The organism is Streptomyces sp. NPDC014891 (genome assembly GCF_043081085.1).
Taxonomy (GTDB): domain Bacteria; phylum Actinomycetota; class Actinomycetes; order Streptomycetales; family Streptomycetaceae; genus Streptomyces.
The window spans coordinates 216564-233706 of sequence record NZ_JBIBWF010000013.1 but is presented as its reverse complement, the minus strand read 5'-3'; the positions used below and the strand labels follow the sequence as shown (position 1 = coordinate 233706).

Annotated in this window: 16 protein-coding genes; 6 read left to right on the top strand and 10 right to left on the bottom strand. The window is 74.6% G+C overall.

The window, feature by feature from the left end; translation table 11 throughout:
• Positions 1-19: 19 nt before the first annotated feature.
• From ACF09E_RS31630 to ACF09E_RS31605, 6 genes are all read right to left on the bottom strand, one after another.
• Positions 20-1078, bottom strand: a complete 1059-nt coding sequence (locus tag ACF09E_RS31630; protein ID WP_392209116.1) for a glycosyl hydrolase — start codon at positions 1076-1078, stop codon at positions 20-22.
• Positions 1075-1533, bottom strand: a complete 459-nt coding sequence (locus tag ACF09E_RS31625) for a hypothetical protein (RefSeq protein ID WP_361859073.1) — start codon at positions 1531-1533, stop codon at positions 1075-1077. The genes ACF09E_RS31630 and ACF09E_RS31625 overlap by 4 nt, the downstream gene beginning before the upstream one ends.
• A gap of 134 nt (positions 1534-1667) precedes the next feature.
• Entirely contained in the window at positions 1668-3797 is a 2130-nt protein-coding gene (locus ACF09E_RS31620; RefSeq protein ID WP_392209114.1) for a hypothetical protein, read from the bottom strand.
• Between the two features lie 121 nt (positions 3798-3918).
• Positions 3919-4674 (bottom strand): polysaccharide deacetylase family protein, encoded by a 756-nt coding sequence (locus tag ACF09E_RS31615; protein ID WP_392209165.1) that lies wholly within the window; start codon positions 4672-4674, stop codon positions 3919-3921.
• A 50-nt stretch (positions 4675-4724) separates the two neighbouring features.
• Positions 4725-6101 (bottom strand): glycosyltransferase, encoded by a 1377-nt coding sequence (locus tag ACF09E_RS31610; protein ID WP_392209112.1) that lies wholly within the window; start codon positions 6099-6101, stop codon positions 4725-4727.
• A gap of 98 nt (positions 6102-6199) precedes the next feature.
• A complete protein-coding gene (locus ACF09E_RS31605) occupies positions 6200-7282 on the bottom strand; it encodes a GNAT family N-acetyltransferase (RefSeq protein WP_392209110.1) in 1083 nt (360 codons plus the stop codon).
• Between the two features lie 209 nt (positions 7283-7491).
• Between ACF09E_RS31605 and ACF09E_RS31600 the strand changes: the two genes are divergently transcribed.
• Entirely contained in the window at positions 7492-7845 is a 354-nt protein-coding gene (locus ACF09E_RS31600) for a VOC family protein (RefSeq protein WP_392209108.1), read from the top strand.
• A 31-nt stretch (positions 7846-7876) separates the two neighbouring features.
• On the opposite strand, the gene hutI is transcribed toward ACF09E_RS31600, so the two are convergent.
• From hutI to hutU, 4 genes are read right to left on the bottom strand one after another with little or no spacing between them, the layout of a single operon-like run.
• Positions 7877-9124 (bottom strand): imidazolonepropionase, encoded by a 1248-nt coding sequence (gene hutI / locus ACF09E_RS31595; protein ID WP_392209106.1) that lies wholly within the window; start codon positions 9122-9124, stop codon positions 7877-7879.
• A 26-nt stretch (positions 9125-9150) separates the two neighbouring features.
• The gene (locus ACF09E_RS31590; RefSeq protein WP_392209104.1) at positions 9151-10491 is read right to left on the bottom strand and encodes a formimidoylglutamate deiminase; all 1341 of its coding nucleotides are present in this window, start codon (positions 10489-10491) and stop codon (positions 9151-9153) included.
• Positions 10482-11678 carry an allantoate amidohydrolase gene (locus tag ACF09E_RS31585; RefSeq protein WP_392209163.1) on the bottom strand — a complete coding sequence of 399 codons (1197 nt, stop codon included), beginning with the start codon at positions 11676-11678 and terminating at the stop codon, positions 10482-10484. The genes ACF09E_RS31590 and ACF09E_RS31585 overlap by 10 nt, the downstream gene beginning before the upstream one ends.
• A gap of 17 nt (positions 11679-11695) precedes the next feature.
• A complete protein-coding gene (gene hutU / locus ACF09E_RS31580; RefSeq protein ID WP_392209102.1) occupies positions 11696-13360 on the bottom strand; it encodes a urocanate hydratase in 1665 nt (554 codons plus the stop codon).
• Between the two features lie 102 nt (positions 13361-13462).
• Here hutU and ACF09E_RS31575 point away from each other — a divergent pair, with 102 nt between their 5' ends.
• From ACF09E_RS31575 to ACF09E_RS31555, 5 genes are all read left to right on the top strand, one after another.
• A complete protein-coding gene (locus tag ACF09E_RS31575; protein ID WP_392209100.1) occupies positions 13463-14806 on the top strand; it encodes a diaminopimelate decarboxylase in 1344 nt (447 codons plus the stop codon).
• A 32-nt stretch (positions 14807-14838) separates the two neighbouring features.
• Entirely contained in the window at positions 14839-15324 is a 486-nt protein-coding gene (locus ACF09E_RS31570; RefSeq protein ID WP_392209098.1) for an SRPBCC family protein, read from the top strand.
• A gap of 151 nt (positions 15325-15475) precedes the next feature.
• The gene (locus ACF09E_RS31565) at positions 15476-15868 is read left to right on the top strand and encodes a hypothetical protein (protein ID WP_361849052.1); all 393 of its coding nucleotides are present in this window, start codon (positions 15476-15478) and stop codon (positions 15866-15868) included.
• Positions 15865-16665 carry a transcriptional regulator gene (locus ACF09E_RS31560; protein ID WP_388806061.1) on the top strand — a complete coding sequence of 267 codons (801 nt, stop codon included), beginning with the start codon at positions 15865-15867 and terminating at the stop codon, positions 16663-16665. Before ACF09E_RS31565 ends, ACF09E_RS31560 begins: the two co-directional genes overlap by 4 nt.
• Before the next feature lie 41 nt (positions 16666-16706).
• A complete protein-coding gene (locus tag ACF09E_RS31555) occupies positions 16707-17099 on the top strand; it encodes a roadblock/LC7 domain-containing protein (RefSeq protein WP_361849058.1) in 393 nt (130 codons plus the stop codon).
• The last annotated feature ends 44 nt before the right edge of the window (positions 17100-17143 follow it).

Sequence of the window (17143 nt, the reverse complement as noted above, 5' to 3'; positions counted from 1 at the left end):
CCACGGGCGCGCCGCGCGGTCAGCGGTCCGGGACGGGCTGCCGGAAGTACGGGGCGCGGCCGGCGATCCGGTAGCCGTCGAGGGCGGGCCCGGAGTCGACGGTCAGATCGCAGCCGGGTCCCGGGACGGCCCGGTTCCAGTGCACGTACGCGCGCGCGTCCGGCAGGGTCGGGGCCGCGTCGGGGATCGCGCGGTACCAGTCGCGCTGCCGCTCGGGCCGCTTCGGGTCCGGCGCGGTGGAGAACTCGGAGAACATGATCGGCTTGTCGTCGGAGATGTTCTTCCGGAGCCAGTCGTAGCCGGGGCGCTGGCTCCGGCCGAAGTCGAGCCACTCCGGCGACCGGTGGCAGAGGTAGTAGTTGTACTGGTCCATGCCGATCCAGTCGACGTAGGAGTCCCCCGGGTAGAGGGCCTTCATCTGCGCGGCGTTGCCGGTCCAGCCCGACACCGTCCACACCCACACCACGTTGGTGACGCCGAGTGCGGCGAAGCGGTCGTGCAGGTGGCGGTAGGCGGCGACGTACTCCTCCGGGGTCCCGGCGCCCTCGGGGATGCGGAAGTCCGCCTCCTGGTCGAAGGAGAGGAAGACCCGCTTGCCGTACTCCTTGATCCGCCGGGCCTGCGGGTCGATGACGGAGGCGTCGTACCTCCCGGCGGCGACGTTCTTCCAGCCGAGCTGCCGCTCGGTCCAGTCGGCGTGGTGCTTCTTCGTCCACACGGTGGACTCCCAGGCCAGCATGAGGAGCCGCTCGCGGCCCAGTTCGCGCTCGTCGGGGGTGAGCAGTTCGCCGTCGGCCCTGCTCCCCGACATGTCGTGGTACGTGTAGACGAGGTCGAGACGGCGGCCGATCTTCTTCTCGAAGGCGTACACGGGCCGGGTGAGCGAGCTGTCCTCGTCGTAGGGGATGTACGCGCCCCACCAGGCCCCGCACGGAGCGACCAGGACGGCGTCGGGGGCGCAGCGGTCCTCGTCCTCGGCGAGGGCCGACCAGACCCCGATCCCGGCGGTCAGGGCGCCGACGGCGGCCAGCGCGGTCACGAGCCGGGCCCGGGCTCCCCCGGTGCGCCGCCGGGTCATCCGCCCCCACCGGCCCCTCGCGCGCGGAACCCGGGCGGGCGGAACCGGGGCGTGCGGGCGGGCCGGGCGCCGTCGCGCTCGACGGCGCCCCGGGTGGCGGCGGGCAGCGGGACTCCCGGGAGGACGGCGACGACGCTCACGAACACGGCGAGGAGCACCAGGAAGAGGGTGAGCGAGAAGGACTTCGTCAGGAAGAGGGCGGTGGCGACGAGGGTCGCCACGGACAGGCTGACCGGCGCGGCCAGCGCCAGCGCCTCCAGACGGGCGCCGGGGCGCAGTCCGGAGGGCTGCGGGAGCAGCAGGGCGAGGCCGGGCCCGAGGACGACGAAGGCCAGGACGGGGATCCAGCGCGCCGGCGAGCCGCCGGGGAAGGCGGTCGCCGCGAGGGCGACCCATCCGGAGGCCGCGAGCGCGGCTCTGCGCTGGACGCGCGGGGTCAGGCGTGGGTGGGCCATGGCGTACCTGCTCCTCGTACGGGTGGGCGGCGGGTGGGGCGACGGGCGGGCCGTCGGGGGTTCGGCCGGAGCCGGGCGGTCCCGGTCCGCCGGTGGCCGGCGGTCGCGGGTCCGCCCCGTGGCGGCGGTCCTGGTCAGCCGGTGGTGGTGGGCCGGTAGCGCAGGACGAGCCCGTACCGGCTCTCCTCCACCACCGCGAACAGCGGCGACGCCTTGAGCGCCACGCCGAGGCGGGCGAAGCCGCCCTCCGGGAGGTAGCCCTCGCCGATGACGGCCTCCCCCTGGGTGGGGGTGAGGATCACGTACGCCGGGCGGCCGGCGGGGATGCCGCCGGCCAGGTAGCCGGCCGGGTCCTTCAGCATGCGGAGGTTCTCGTCGACCTCCTGCTCGGTGAAGAACCAGCGCTCGTACCGGTCGTAGCGGTAGTACGAGTCGGCGAACGCCCCGGTGGCGGCCAGGATCAGCGAGCCCTCGGGGGCCCGGTCGAAGGCGCGGCGGGTGAGGGCGGTCTCGCCGGGCGGCGCGTAGTGCATGCCCTCCTTGCCGTAGTACGAGGGCAGGAAGCCGGCGAGCATGGCGACGAGGGTGACGGGCAGGGCGACGGCCGCCGTGCGGCGGGCGAGCGAGGCGGCCCGGCCGGCGGCGCCCGCGGCGGGGACGAGCGCGGCGGCGGCGAAGAAGGCGGCGCCGGGGAGGCCGAAGAGATAGACCCGGAAGATCATCTCGCCGCCGTAGTCGTTCACGGCGAACGCCGGGAGGGGCGCCGCGGCGGTCAGCAGCAGCGGCAGCGCGCTGCGGACCAGCCGGCGCCGCAGGAGCACGGCGGCGACGGCGAGGCCGCCGAGCGCGAGCACCATGAGGATGTTGGCGCTGCCGACGAGTTCCGGACCCGGGCCCGTGGGATCGCCGGCGAAGCCGGGCCGCGAGTTGCCGAGCAGGTCGCCGGCCTTCTCGCGCAGGGTGCCGAGCGTCTCCAGGAACAGCTCCCGGCCCATCGTCAGGTTCCAGACCAGCATGGTCAGACCGGTGACGGCGAGGAGCCCGAGGTTGCGGTAGCGGCGGGTGAGGCAGAGCGCGAAGAGGCTCGCGCACAGCATCACCGGGGTGAGCTGGTGCGAGGCGTTGATGGTGGCGATGACCGGGAGCAGGAAGAGGACGGCGACGGCCCGCTGCCGGGTGGTCGTCGGCGGCGGCACGGCCGCCGCGGCCGGGTCGAGCGCGGCGCGGTCGCGCAGTGCCCCCGCCGAGCCGGGCAGGACGAAGTGCCGGACGACGACGGCGAAGACGGTGAGGTAGAGCAGGTACGAGAAGCCCTGCGGCGAGAGGTAGTCCTGGCCCACCCAGTTCGCCAGCTGGAAGATCCACACGCCGGTCCACACGAGTCGCCAGTCGTCGCTGAACGTGCGGTAGACGAGGATCAGGACCGGGACGGTGAGGAGGCCGAGCGCGACGGGCGCCCAGTTGATGAACGAGGCGGCGGCGTCCACGCCGAAGGCCCGGACGAGGGCGGCGTCCAGGGAGAAGAAGCCGGGCCACTGGTCGTAGGCGGACATGCCGCCGGAGAGTTCGGTCCCTGGGTGGACGGTGCCCTGGGCGAGCAGTCTGCTGATGATCGCGTCGTGCTTGGACGCCCAGGCGTAGCGGACGGAGTCGTAGAGGATCGCGGGCGGCGCCTTGAGGGCGACGAGCATGGCCGCGCAGTAGGTGGCGGGCCAGAGGGGCACGGTGCCGGCGCGGCGCAGGGTGAGGACGAATCCGCCGGTGAGGACCACGAGGGCCGCGTAGTACACGAGCGGGAAGCGGTCCAGGAGACCGAACTGGTCCATGTCCCGGAAGTCGATGCCGGGCAGCGCCCAGAGCCAGAGGCCGGCGGCGAGGAGCAGGGGGGCGAGGTTGAGGGCGTCCGGGGAGCGGACGAAGGCGACGAGCCGACCCCGTGCGGCGGCGCCCCCGCCGGCCCTGCCCTCCTCGCGGCCGGGGCCCGCAGGGCTGGTCTCGCGGCCGGGGCCCGCAGGGCTGGTCTCGCGGCCGGAGTCCGCCGGGGCGGCCTTCCGTGCGGGCTCGGCCGGGCCGGTCCCGCGGCCGGGGTCCGCCGGGCTCGTCTTCCGTGCGGGCTCGGGCGGACCGTCGGCGGCGGTCGCCGTCGGCGCGGACTCCCCTTCCGCTCCCGGGCGTTCGGCCTCCCGTCCCTCCCCGCCGTCGGCGGTGGCGGGTTGTGGCGGCACCCCGCCCCCGGTCACCGGTGCGGGCCCCTGACGCTGCACGGCCTCTCCCCCCACGAACATCCCTTTCGCCGAAGTACGGAACGTACTTCGGATGCGTTCGGCCTTTCAACCGCCGGTCGGATCGCCGGAGTTGTCGATCATGCGCGTGCCGTGGCCGGTCCTAGCCGGCGAACTCGGGCCCCTTGAGCAGGGCGCGGGCCCTGCGGTACATCCGCCAGCCGACCGTGGGCAGCGAGTCGGGGTACGGCGCCGTCCGCGCGCCCCGCCCCTCCATCCACCGCTCGACGTCGGCGACGGTGTGGCTGCGCCGCACGATCAGCCGGGCGATGCGGTAGACCTCGTCCGAGCCGGAACTGAGCGCGTGCCGGACGGCGACCGCCGAGGCGTACCCGGCGGCCCGGGCGGCACGTCGTACGGCCGGGCTGTTGTACCCGTGGGGGTAGGCGAGGTGGCGGACCTCGTGCCCGAGGACGTCCTCCAGGACCGCCTTGGACTCGCGCAGCTCCCGGCGGAGCGCGGCCGGTGCGAGGGTGTCGAGCTGCGGGTGGGTGGCGGTGTGCGCGCCGACCTCCATCCCGTACTGCTCCAGCCGGGGCGCCTGGGCGAGGGTCATCATCGGCGCGGGCGGCAGCAGACAGGGCCGGCCGCGGGTGATGGCCCCGGTGGTGAGGTACGCGGTGGACGGCAGCCCCCGGTCGGCGAGGGCCTCGGCGGTCGGTCCCACCAGATCGGCGAAGCCGTCGTCGAAGGTGAGGACGACGGGCCGGGGCGGCAGCGGGGCGCCGGTGGCGACGTGCGCCGCGAGGGTGCCGACGGTGACGGCGGTCCGGCCGCTGGCGACGACCGCGTCGAGCTGGGCGGCGAACTCCCGCGGCGAGACGGTGAATTCGGCGATCCAGTCCGGGGGGTCGGCCATCACGGCGTGGTAGAGGAGGACGGGTATGCGGGTGCGCGCGGAGCCGCCGGTCACCGGGTCACCTCCGCACTCCCGTGCCGGGCCCGCCCGTCCTGGGCGGGGGGACCGGCGGGGACCCGGGCCCGTGCGCGGCCCTGGGCCCGGGCCTTGGCGTAGCCGATCGGGCCGTAGAGCATGCCGCGCCGCTCCAGCCGGGACAGGGAGGCGGGCCAGGGATGGTGCTGCGCCCCGTGCTCGCCGGGGACGCCGGCCTCCGGGGTCTCCCCGCGCCGGGCGGTCATGGTCCGGGCGTGCGCGAGGCCGCGGGGCAGCCGGGCCAGCAGGGCCGGGAGCAGGCGGGGGCTGCGGACCAGGGTGGCGGTGAGGTAGGCGGTGAGCCCGGCGCCGTAGCCGTACGCCTGGTTCCTCAGGTCCTGCCAGGTGTCGCGGTGGTGGTGCCAGACGAGGGCCTCGGAGGTGTAGCGGAGGCGGAAGCCGGCCGCGAGGACCGCGACGAACGCGTACAGGTCGTCCCCGCCGCGGGCGGCGGTCCCGGTCCCGGTCGCCGGGTCGAAGCCGCCCGCCCGGCGCAGCGCGTCGGCGCGGAAGGCCATGTTGGCGCCGGAGCCGAAGCTCCCCGCGGTGAAGGGGAACAGCGGCTCGTCGGCGGGCGGCCGCGCCGGGTCGTAGAGGCGGGGGGCGAAGCCCTTGGCGAAGCCGCCGTGGGACTCCAGGAGGACCTGGGCGGGGGTGCCGAGGCGGGCGGGCAGGATCAGGCCGGTGACGCAGCCCAGGCCGGGGTCGGCGGCGAAGGGGGCGGTGAGGGCGCTCAGCCAGCGCGGGTCGGCGATCACGTCGTCGTCGGTGAAGGCGACGACCGCCCCCTCGGCGGCGGCGAGGCCGGTGTTGTGGGCGGTCGCGAGCCCGGGGACGTCCTCGCGCACGTAGCGGATCCGGTCGGCGTGCTCGGCGTACGCCCGGGTGACGAGCTCGCGGGTGTCGGCGGTGCGGGGCGCGTTGTCGACGACGATCAGCTCGAAGTCCGGGTGGTCCTGGGCGAGCAGCGAGTCGAGGGCGCGGGCGAGCGGCCCGGGGCGCTCACGGGTGGCGACGACGACGGAGGCGCGGGGCGGGGGCGCGCCGGGTGGTGTCCCGGGGGCGGGGGTCCGGGCGGCCGCGAGGCGTTCGGCGTCGGTGCCGGGCCGCCCGGCGTCGGCGAGCCGCCGCCGGGCGAGGCCTGCCAGGACCGCTGCGGGGTCTTCGCCTTCGGGGACGGTGCCGACCACGGTGGCGGCGGGGCGGCCGCGGAGGCGTATGAGTGCGAAGACGTCGCCGGGCACGACGGGCGGTCCGCCGGGCGCCGGGCGGAAGCCGAGGACGGGCCCGTCGGGCGCGTCGAGGTCGAGCTCCGCGACGGAGAGGGGCCGGGGGGCTGGCGTGCTGCTCATCGGGGCTCTTCCCAGGGACGTACGGAGACGGGCGGGGCGGGGCTCGGGTCGGGGCGGGCGGGTGCGGGAGGACACGGAACGTCGTGGGCCGCGGGGGGCTATCGGCGGCCCCGCAGCCGGGCGATGCCGTTGAGCGCGGCCCGGCCCCGGGCCGCGAGGGCCGGCCGGGTGCGGACGAAGCGGTGGACGCGCAGCGGGGGCTCCCGGCGCAGCCAGTGCAGGGCGCCCCGCACGCCCGGGCGGACGACGGCCCCCTCGTACACCGTCAGCTCCCCCGTCTTCAGGGAGTCCTTGTACTCGGCGGCGCCGCGCCCCAGGTCGAGCAGCCCGATCCCGGCGGCGGCCGCGGCCTCGGCCATCCGCAGATGGAGGACGAGCCCCGGCGAGTACTTGGCGAACGCGGGGTCGTACGCGGGGAACCAGCAGGACAGCACGGTCCTCGACCGCAGTCCGAAGTGGGCGGCGACCGGCCGGTCCGCCACGTACAGCACGGACAGGACGCCGGAGCAGCCGGGGGTGCGGAGGGCGTGCAGCCGGCGGACGAGCGCGCTGATCCACTCCTGGGCGAAGCGGTCGCCGCGGCCGGTCCTGCGGTACTGGGCGGACTTCCACTCCATGAGGGTGCGCAGGGCCTCCGGGTCGCGCTCGTCGAAGACGAAGCGGACCTCGCCGTCGGCCTGTCGGCCGAGCTTGCGCTCCTTGGCGAGGGTGGTTCTGAGGAACTTGGGCGACTGGACGCGGAGCAGGGCCTCGTAGGCCGCGTACCCCTCGCCGACGTCGATCACGGGGGAGGCGAAGGACTCGGCGGCGGCGCCCTCGAAGACCGGCTGCCCGTCCTCCAGGTTGTCGAACTCCCAGACGGCGAGCCCGCAGACGCGCAGCACGGCCCGGGCGTGCGGGCGGAGTCCGGGGCGCAGCACGGCGCCCTGGCTGTCGGAGACGCCGAAGCCGATGGCGCGGCCGCCGCCGAGGAGGCCCTTCTCGTAGGGGAGGAAGCCGACCGGCTCGCCGTCCTGCCACCAGACCGCGACCCGCGCGCCGGGGCGGACCTCGCCGACCGCCCGGGTGAACTCCGGTTCCATGAAGGGGTTCGCGGGCGCTCCCGACGTCGCGCGCAGCTCCCGCCACGCCGCGATCTCGCGCTCGCCCAGCTCCGCCGGCCGCACGACGCGCACGCTCACAGCACTCACCTGCCGACCCCCGGTCCACACCCCGATCCCACGACCGGGACAGACAGGACGGTACCGGTCCATGGTCACCCGTGGCAGGGATACCAGGGCTTTCCGTGACCGACGTGGCGTCGCGGCCGCCCGTCGGGCGACGACGGGAGTGTGACGACAGGCCCTAGGGTGCCGGGTACGGGAAGACCGCCGACCTCCGGGAGCACCCGATGACCGTCCGACGTGCCGTGCCCAACCTCCGTACCTCGGAGCCGGAGCGCAACCGCGACTTCTACGCGCTGCTCGGGTTCGAGGAGGTCATGAACCACGGCTGGATCGCGACCCTCGCCTCCCCGGCGGCGCCGACGGCGCAGATCAGCCTGATGGCCGCCGACCTGACCGCGCCCGTCGTCCCCGACATGAGCGTGGAGGTCGACGACGTGGACGCGGCCTACGGGGCGGTCCGCGCGTCGGGGGCGGAGATCGTCCACCCGCTGACCGACGAACCCTGGGGCGTGCGGCGCTTCTTCGTCCGCGACCCGGACGGCCGGGTGGTGAACGTACTGGGGCACCGCGCCTCTTAGGCCGTCCGTCCGGGCGGTGCCCCGTCCGTGCTCAGGCCACCCGGACGCCCGCGCGCCAGACCTCGTTCACCAGCGGCACGCCCGGGCGGTAGGCCAGGTGGACGTGGGACGGGGCGTCGAGGAGGGCGAGGTCGGCGCGGGCGCCGGGGACCAGGCGGCCGACGTCCGTGCGGCGCAGGGCCGCCGCGCCGCCCGCGGTGGCCGACCAGACCGCCTCGTCGGGGGTCATGCCCATGTCCCGGACCGCGAGCGCGATGCAGAAGGGGACCGAGGACGTGTAGGACGAGCCGGGGTTGCAGTCGGTGGACAGGGCCACCGTCACGCCCGCGTCCAGGAGCCGCCGGGCGTCCGGCCACCGCGCGCGGGTGGAGAACTCGGCGCCGGGGAGGAGGGTGGCGACCGTCGAGCCGCTCGCCAGGGCGTCCACGTCGGCGTCGGTCAGATGGGTGCAGTGGTCCGCGCTCGCCGCGTCCAGTTCCACCGCCAGCTGGACGCCGGGGCCGTACGTGAGCTGGTTGGCGTGCACCCGCGGGTGGAGGCCCTTCGCCTTGCCGGCGGTGAGGATCGCGCGTGCCTGGTCGCCGTCGAAGGCGCCCCTCTCGCAGAAGACGTCCACCCAGCGGGCGTACGGGGCGCAGGCGTCCAGCATCGCTCCGGTGACCAGCTCGACGTAGGCGGCGGGGTCGTCGGCGTAGTCGGGGGAGACGATGTGCGCGCCGAGGTAGGTGACCTCGTCGGTGTGCTCCGCGGCGATGCGCAGGGCGCGGGCCTCGTCCTCGACCGTGAGGCCGTAGCCCGACTTGGTCTCGAAGGTCGTCGTGCCCTGGCGGAGGGCCTCGCGGAGGTGGCGGGCGACGTTCGCGGAGAGTGCGGCGTCGGTCGCCGCGCGGGTCGCCGCGACCGTGGTGCGGATGCCGCCGGCCTCGTAGGCCCGGCCGGACATGCGGGCGTTGAACTCGGCGGTGCGGTCGCCCGCGAAGACCAGGTGGGAGTGGGAGTCGACGAAGCCGGGGAGCACCGCGCGGCCGCCGGCGTCGATCCGGTTGTCAGTGGCGGGTGCTTTGCTGGATTCACCGACCCAGACGACGCGGTCGCCGTCGATGACGACGGCCGCGTCCTGGATCAGGCCGAGAGGGGTTCCATCACCGGAGGAGGGGTCGTTGGTGACGAGGCTGGCGATGTTGACGATGGCGGTGGCGGTCGTCGCCACGGCGCTGTTCGCGCTCGTGGGGGCGGAGCTCGCCGCCGGGTTGTTCGTCGCCGCGGGGCCCGTGTTCATGATGAGAGGTGTCTCCTTGAGGCGCTTCAGCCGCGCAGGGCGGCGATCGAGTCGGCGAGGGCCCGCGGCACGTCCGGCACGGTCTGGTGGATCCCGTCCCGCACGATCCGGCGACCGCCCACGACCGTGTGCCGCACGTCCGCGGCCGACGCTGCGAATACCGCCGTCTCGGCTGCCAGACGCGGTACCGGTCCCGCTGTCCTGACGGAGTCGAGCGCGAGGGTCGTGAAGTCGGCGAGCCCGCCGGCCTCCAGGGTTCCGGCGTCCTTCCAGCCGAGGGCCGCGTGGCCGTCGGCCGTGGCCGCGCGGAGGAGTGCCGCGGCCGTCCAGTGGCCGCGGGTGCGGGTGCGGAGGCGTTCGTTCAGCTCCATCGCGCGGGCCTCCTCCAGGAGGTCGATCACCGCGTGGCTGTCGCTGCCGAGGGAGAGCGGGGAGCCGGCGCGCTGGAGGGCGACGGCGGGGCCGATGCCGTCGGCCAGGTCCCGTTCGGTGGTGGGGCACATGCAGGTGCCGGTGGACGTCGAGCCGATGAGCGCGATGTCGGCGTCCGTCATGTGCGTGTTGTGGACGCCGGTGGTCCGGTGGTCGAGCACGCCGTGGTCGGCGAGGAGCTGCGTGGGCGTGCGGCCGTGGGCGGCGAGGCAGGCCTCGTTCTCGGCGGTCTGCTCGGACAGGTGGACGTGCAGGGGTGCCTGCCGGTCCTGGGCCCAGCGGGCGACCGTGGACAGCTGGTCCGCGGGGACCGCGCGCACGGAGTGGATCGCGGCCCCGATCCGTACGCCGTCGCGTTCCTTGAGGGCGCCGACCCGCTCGGCCCAGGCGTCGGCGGTGCCGTCGGAGAAGCGGAGCTGGTGCCGGTCGGGCGCGGCGCCGAAGCCCGCGGAGAGGTAGGCCGTGTCGAGGAGGGTGATGCGGATGCCGGCCTCGCCCGCGGCGGCGATCAGGGCCTCGCCCATGGCGTTGGGGTCGGCGTACGGCGTGCCGCCGGGCGCGTGGTGGAGGTAGTGGAACTCTCCGACGGCCGTGATGCCGGCCAGTGCCATCTCGGCGTACACGGCGCGGGCGAGGGCGAAGTAGCTGTCGGGGGTGAGCCGCTGGGCCACGTTGTACATGACTTCGCGCCAGGTCCAGAAGGTGCCGGAGCCGACCTGGACGGTGCCGCGCAGGGCGCGGTGGAAGGCGTGCGAGTGGGCGTTGGCGAGGCCGGGGAGCGTGAGGCCGTGGAGGGCGACGGCGCCCGGGGGCGGGGTGTCCGCCCCGGTGCGGACGGCCGTGATCCGGCCGTCGGAGTCCACGTCCAGGGCCACGCCCGGCTCGACGTGGGTGTCGAGCCAGGCGTGCTCCAGCCAGTACGTCGTCAGCGGCACGCCAGCTCCTCCAGTACGTCGGCGAGTGCGAGGACCCCTGCCACGCAGTCGTCCTCGGCCGCGAACTCGGCCGGGGAGTGCGAGACGCCGGTGGGGTTCCGTACGAACAGCATGGCGGTCGGGATCGATTCGGAGAGGATTCCCGCGTCGTGTCCGGCTCCGGTGCCGAGGACCGGGATCTTTCCGGAGCCGCCGAGGATCCGGGACAGCTCGTCGCGCAGGGCGTGCGAGAAGTCCACGACCGGGGTGAAGGACTCCCGGACGACGGTGAGGTCGATGCCGTGCCTCCCGGCGTAGTCGCGGGCCGCCGTCTCGACGCCCGCCACGACGGTGTCGAGCGCGTCCTGGTCGGCGGCGCGGGCGTCGAGCCAGCCGCGGACCAGGGAGGGGATGGCGTTGACGCCGTTCGGTTCGACGGCGATCTTGCCGAAGGTGGCGACGGCGCCGGCCAGCTCGGCCTCGCGGCGGGCGGCGAGGACCGTCTCGGCGTAGGTGAGCATCGGGTCGCGGCGGTCGACCAGGCGGGTGGTGCCCGCGTGGTTGGCCTCGCCGGCGAAGTCGTACCGCCAGCGGCCGTGCGGCCAGATGGAGGAGGCGATGCCGACGGAGTCCCCGGACAGGTCGAGGGCGCGGCCCTGCTCGACGTGGAGTTCGACGAACGCGCCGATGCGGGCGAGCCGCTCGGGGTCCGGACCGATGGCGGCGGGGTCGTAGCCGGCCGCCTCCATGGCCTGCGGGAGGGTGGTGCCGTCGGCGTCGCGGAGCTCGTACGCCTGCTCCTTCGTCAGCCGGCCGGCGGTGAGGCGGGAGCCGACGCAGGCGAGGCCGAAGCGGGCGCCCTCCTCGTCGCCGAAGTTGGTGATGGCGAGCGGGCGCTTGAACGAGACGCCGCGCGAGCGGAGCTCGTCGAGGGCGGCGAAGGCGGAGACGACGCCGAGGGGGCCGTCGAAGGCGCCGCCGTCCGGGACGGAGTCCAGGTGGGAGCCGGTGACGACGGCGTTCCCGGCGGCGGGGTCGCCGAGCCACGCCCACTGGTTGCCGTTGCGGTCGGTCTCGACGTCCATCCGGCGGGCCTCGGCCTGCATCCGGAACCAGAGCCGGCAGTCGGCATCGGCCCCGGTCCAGGCGTAGCGCCGGTAGCCGCCGGAGGCGGCGCTGCGGCCGATGGGCCGCAGCGACCGCCACATGGCCTGGAAGGTGGCGCTCACGCGTCGTCGCCCTCGCGCATCGGGACTCGGACGCCCTTCTCGTCGGCGACCCGCTCGGCGATGTCGTAGCCGGCGTCGACGTGCCGGATGACGCCCATGCCGGGGTCGTTCGTCAGGACGCGGCGGATCTTCTCGCCGGCGAGCGCGGTGCCGTCGGCCACCGAGACCTGGCCGGCGTGGATGGAGCGGCCCATGCCGACGCCGCCGCCGTGGTGGAGGGAGACCCAGGAGGCGCCGGAGGCGACGTTGACCATGGCGTTGAGCAGCGGCCAGTCGGCGATGGCGTCGGAGCCGTCGAGCATGGCCTCGGTCTCGCGGTACGGGGAGGCCACCGATCCGCAGTCGAGGTGGTCGCGGCCGATCGCGAGGGGAGCGGCGAGGGTGCCGTTGCCGACCATGTCGTTGAACATGTCGCCGGCCTTGTCGCGCTCGCCCTGGCCGAGCCAGCAGATGCGGGCGGGCAGGCCCTGGAAGTGGACGCGCTCGCCGGCCATCTTGATCCAGCGGTGGAGGGACTCGTTCTCCGGGAAGAGGTCGAGGATCGCCTTGTCCGTCTTGTGGATGTCGGAGGCCTCGCCGGAGAGGGCGGCCCAGCGGAACGGGCCCTTGCCCTCGCAGAACAGCGGCCGGATGTAGGCGGGGACGAAGCCGGGGAAGGCGAAGGCGCGGTCGTAGCCGGCCAGCTGGGCCTCGCCGCGGATGGAGTTGCCGTAGTCGAAGACCTCGGCGCCCGCGTCCATGAAGCCGACCATGGCCTCGACGTGCCGGGCCATCGACTCGCGGGCCCGGACGGTGAAGCCGGCCGGGTCCTTGGCGGCCGCGTCGGCCATGTCCTCGAAGGCGACGCCGACCGGGAGGTAGGAGAGCGGGTCGTGGGCGGAGGTCTGGTCCGTCACGATGTCGATCGGGGCGCCCTCGGCGAGCATCTGCGGGAGCAGCTCGGCGGCGTTGCCGAGGAGACCGATGGAGAGCGGGCGGCGGGCGTCGCGGGCCTCCGTGGCCAGCTGGAGGGCGTGGGCGAGGTTGTCGGCCCTCACGTCCAGGTAGCGGTGCTCGATGCGGCGCTCGATGGCGCGCGGGTCGACGTCGACGCAGATCGCGACGCCGTCGTTCATCGTCACGGCGAGGGGCTGGGCGCCGCCCATGCCGCCGAGGCCGGCGGTCAGGGTGATGGTGCCGGCCAGGGTGCCGCCGAACTTCTTGGCGGCGACGGCGGCGAAGGTCTCGTACGTGCCCTGGAGGATGCCCTGGGTGCCGATGTAGATCCAGGATCCGGCGGTCATCTGGCCGTACATGGTGAGGCCGAGCTGCTCCAGGCGCCGGAACTCCTCCCAGTTGGCCCAGTCGCCGACCAGGTTGGAGTTGGCGATGAGGACGCGCGGGGCCCACTCGTGGGTCTGCATGACGCCGACGGGGCGGCCGGACTGGACGAGCATCGTCTCGTCCTGCTTGAGGGTCCGGAGCGTGCGGACCATGGCGTCGAAGGAGCGCCAGTCGCGGGCGGCCTTGCCGGTGCCGCCGTAGACGACGAGCTTGTCGGGGTGCTCGGCGACCTCGGGGTCGAGGTTGTTCTGGAGCATGCGGAGGGCGGCTTCCTGCTGCCATCCCAGGGCGCTCAGTTCCGTACCGCGCGGGGCCCGTACGGGGCGGGGTCCTGACATGGCGTGCCTCCTCGATTGTCGACTGGATATTCACATCCTGGCGTCATGAATAGTTGTAGTCAACAGCTGCGGGGCCGCACGTCCCGGTGATGGGATGGACACATGGCCTCCTCCCGCCGCGATCTCGCCGTCCGCGCCTCCGTCGACCAAGGTCTCCTCTCCCCCGCCGAACCGGTCGTCGCCCTCCTCGACACCGCGGGCATCCGCGCCTCCGCCACCGCCCTGACCAGCGCGTTCGCCGCCGTCACCGACGCGCCCGTCCTGCACGCCTTCGCGGTCAAGGCCTGCCCGCTCGTCCCCGTCCTGCGACTGCTCCACGAGGCCGGACTCGGCGCCGAGGTCGCCAGCCCCGGTGAGCTGGCCCTCGCCCGCGCCGCCGGGATCCCGGCCGCCCGGACCGTGCTCGACTCCCCCGCCAAGACCCCCGGCGAACTGCGCCAGGGCCTCGCGCTCGGCATCGCCGTGAACGCCGACAACCTCCAGGAGCTGGCCAGGCTCGACGCGCTCGTTGCCTCCACGCCCACCTCCTCACCCCTCGGAATCCGGGTGAACCCGCAGGTCGGAGCCGGTTCCATCGGAGCCCTATCGACCGCGACCGCCACCTCCAAGTTCGGTGTGGCACTCCGCGACGAGGGCGCCCGCAAGGCGGTCGTCCAGGCCTGCCTGGAACGTCCCTGGCTGACCCGGCTGCACACCCACACCGGCTCCCAGGGCGTCCCGCTCGCCCTGATGGCGGAAGGCGTCGGCGAGGCGTACGCACTCGCCGAGGAGATCAACCGCACCGCCGGCCGGCAGCAGATCGACACCCTCGACATCGGCGGCGGCCTGCCGGTCGACTTCCACTCCGACGAGGAGACCCCGACGTACGCGGAGTACGCCCGGCTGCTCGCCGACACCGTCCCCGGGCTCTTCGACGGGCGCTACGGCCTGGTGACCGAGTTCGGCCGCTCGCTCCTCGCCAAGCACGGCACGCTCCTCGCCCGGGTGGAGTACACCAAGACCTCCGGCGGCCGGCCGATCGCCGTCACCCACGCGGGCGTGCAGGTGGCCACCCGGACGGTCTACGCCCCCGAGGCCTGGCCGCTGCGCGTCCTCGCGTACGACTCCGGGGGCCGCCCCCGCACCGGGGAGGTCACCGTCCAGGACGTCGCGGGCCCGGCCTGCTTCGCCGGGGACCTGCTGGCCGCGGGCCGCGCGCTGCCGCTGCTGCACCCGGGGGACGTGGTGGCCGTCCCGGACACCGGCGCCTACTTCTTCGCCCACCACTACGCGTACAACAGCCTGCCGCGGCCGGGCGTGCACGGCTTCACGGTGACGGAGCCCGGCGACGGCGGCGGGGACGGCGGCGGCGCGGTGGTCGCCTTCACGACCGTGCGGGAGGCCCAGACGCTCGCGGAGATCGTCGCCGAGGCGGGCGGGGCGCACGCGGACGCCCTCGTCCGGTAGCGCGGGCCGGGCGACACGGTTTCGATGAAGCCATGACTGGAACGGGAACCGGTTCGAACACCACGACCGTCGTCGTCGAGCGACGGGTCGACGCCTCCCCCGGGCGGGTCTGGGAGTCCATCACCGACCTGCCCGACATGCCGCGGGTCCTCTCCGGCGTCGAACGGGTGGAGGTGCTCACCCAGGGCGGCTTCGCCGTCGGCACCCGCTGGCGCGAGACCCGGCGGATGCTGGGCAAGGAGGCCACCGAGGAGATGCTGGTGACGGAGTGCGAGCCGCCGGACCGGTACGTCACGGTCGCCGACTCGCACGGCATGCACTACGTCTCCGAGATCACCCTCACACCCGACGGGACCGGCGCGACCACCCTGCGGATGACGTTCTCCGCCCGGCCCGCCCGCGGCCGGAGACAGGGGTTCCTGGGACGGCTGATCGCCCGCTTCGGCGCGAAGGCGGTCTCCAAAGCGCTCGCGAAGGACCTGTCCGAGATCGCGAACGCGGTGGAATCGAAGTCCTGACACGCGACCTGACACACATTCCGGTCCCGATTCGGACAGGGCCTGGCATGTTCCGATGGAAAATGCCAGAACACCCCACGGAAGCCGCTGCGTTCAGTAACGTCACCGTCACTGCCGTACGTCCGCACGCCGCATCGGGAGGGGAATCCGCGTGCCCGGAATCGACGAGTGCCTGATGGAGGCCATGACCCTGCCGGGGGCTCGCGGCGCCTCCCTGGTCGACTGGACCAGCGGGCTCGCGCTCGGGACGGCGGGCGACTCACCGGTCGGCGACCACGAGACGACGGCCGCCGAGACCGCGGAGATAGCCCGCGCCGCCGCCGAGTTCGACTCCTTCACCGCCGAAGGGGAGATACCCGGCGACGAACCGCCCGTCGAGGACCTGATCGTCACCACCCGCGCCGGCTACCACGTCCTCCGCTTCGTCGAGACCTCCTTCGACAGCAGCGTCTTCCTCCACCTCTGGCTCGACCGCGACACCGGCAACCTCGCCCTCGCCCGGATGCGCCTCCGGGACCTCGCCGAACGGCTGGTCCTGGGATGAGCGGGCCCGGAGCGAGTACCGTCGCCACCCCCGTCTCCCCCATGCTGGTGCGGCTCGCCGCCGAGAAGGCCACCGGCGCCCTGCTCCGCGACCACGGCACCCTCTACCTCGTCGACGGCCGCGTGGTGCACGCCGAGAGCCCCGCCGCCCCCGGCGTCGACATCCTCCTCACCGCCGGCGGACGACTCCCCCGCGAGGGCTGGGACGAAGCCGTCGACCGGGCCGGCGCCCACCGCGCCGTCGGCCGCTTCCTCGTCGACAGCGGCCGGCTCCACGACGGCGAACTGGAGATCTGCCACCTCGGCGCCGTCTTCGACGCGGCCTTCTTCGCCCTCTCCCCCACCAGCGGACCGACCCGCTTCCGGTACGGGGTCGGGCACTGGTTCGGCACGGTCCGGCCGGTCTCCGCCGAGGCGGTCGAGCGGGAGACGGTGCGCCGCCGCGAACTCCTCGACGCCGTCTGGCCGTACGCCGCCGTCGACACCTCCCCCGTCGCCCCGCGCCGCGCCGCGCCCGGCCAGACCGTGGGAGCCCGCCAGCGGGCCCTCCTCGCGGCCGCGGACGGACAGCTGACCCCGGCCGAGCTCGCCCGGGTGCTCGGCCGCCCCGCCTTCCACACCCTCCTCGACGTCCGGCGGCTCGCGGCCGCCGGGCTCGTCGACACCCCGCTCGACCCCGTCCCCCCGTCCCCACCGCCGCCACCGCTGATGCCCGCCCTCTTACCGGCCCTGCCGGTGGCCGATCCCGACATCGCCCTGCTGCGCCGGCTCCGTGACGCCCTGGAGGCACACCTGTGATGAGGCGTGCCCTGCGCCTGCGCGCCGAAAGGAAACAGCTCATGACCGCAGAAGCCGAGGTCCTCGGCGAGCTCAGACGGCTGCGGGCCCGGCTGCCCCAGCTGACCGGTGCGCTCGCGGCCAGCGCCGACGGGCTCGTCCTGGCCCACGACACCGTGGACGGCGAGGCCGAGAGCGTGGCCGCGCTGACCGCGGCGGCGCTCGGCGTCGGCATGCGGCTGACCGACAGCACCGGCCAGGGCCGGTTCCGGGAGCTCCTGGTGCGCGGCGAGAACGGCTACGTGGCGACATACGCGGCGGGCGGCTCGGCCGTCCTGACCCTGCTCGCCGAGCCCCGGATCAACGTCGGGCGGCTCCACCTGGAGGCCCGGAGGTCCAGCGTCCGGATAGGCGAGCTCGTCGACGGCGCGCTGGAGCGCAGAGACCTGCACTGACACGGAACGAACCCCGCACGGAACGAACACCGCACCGCACGAGC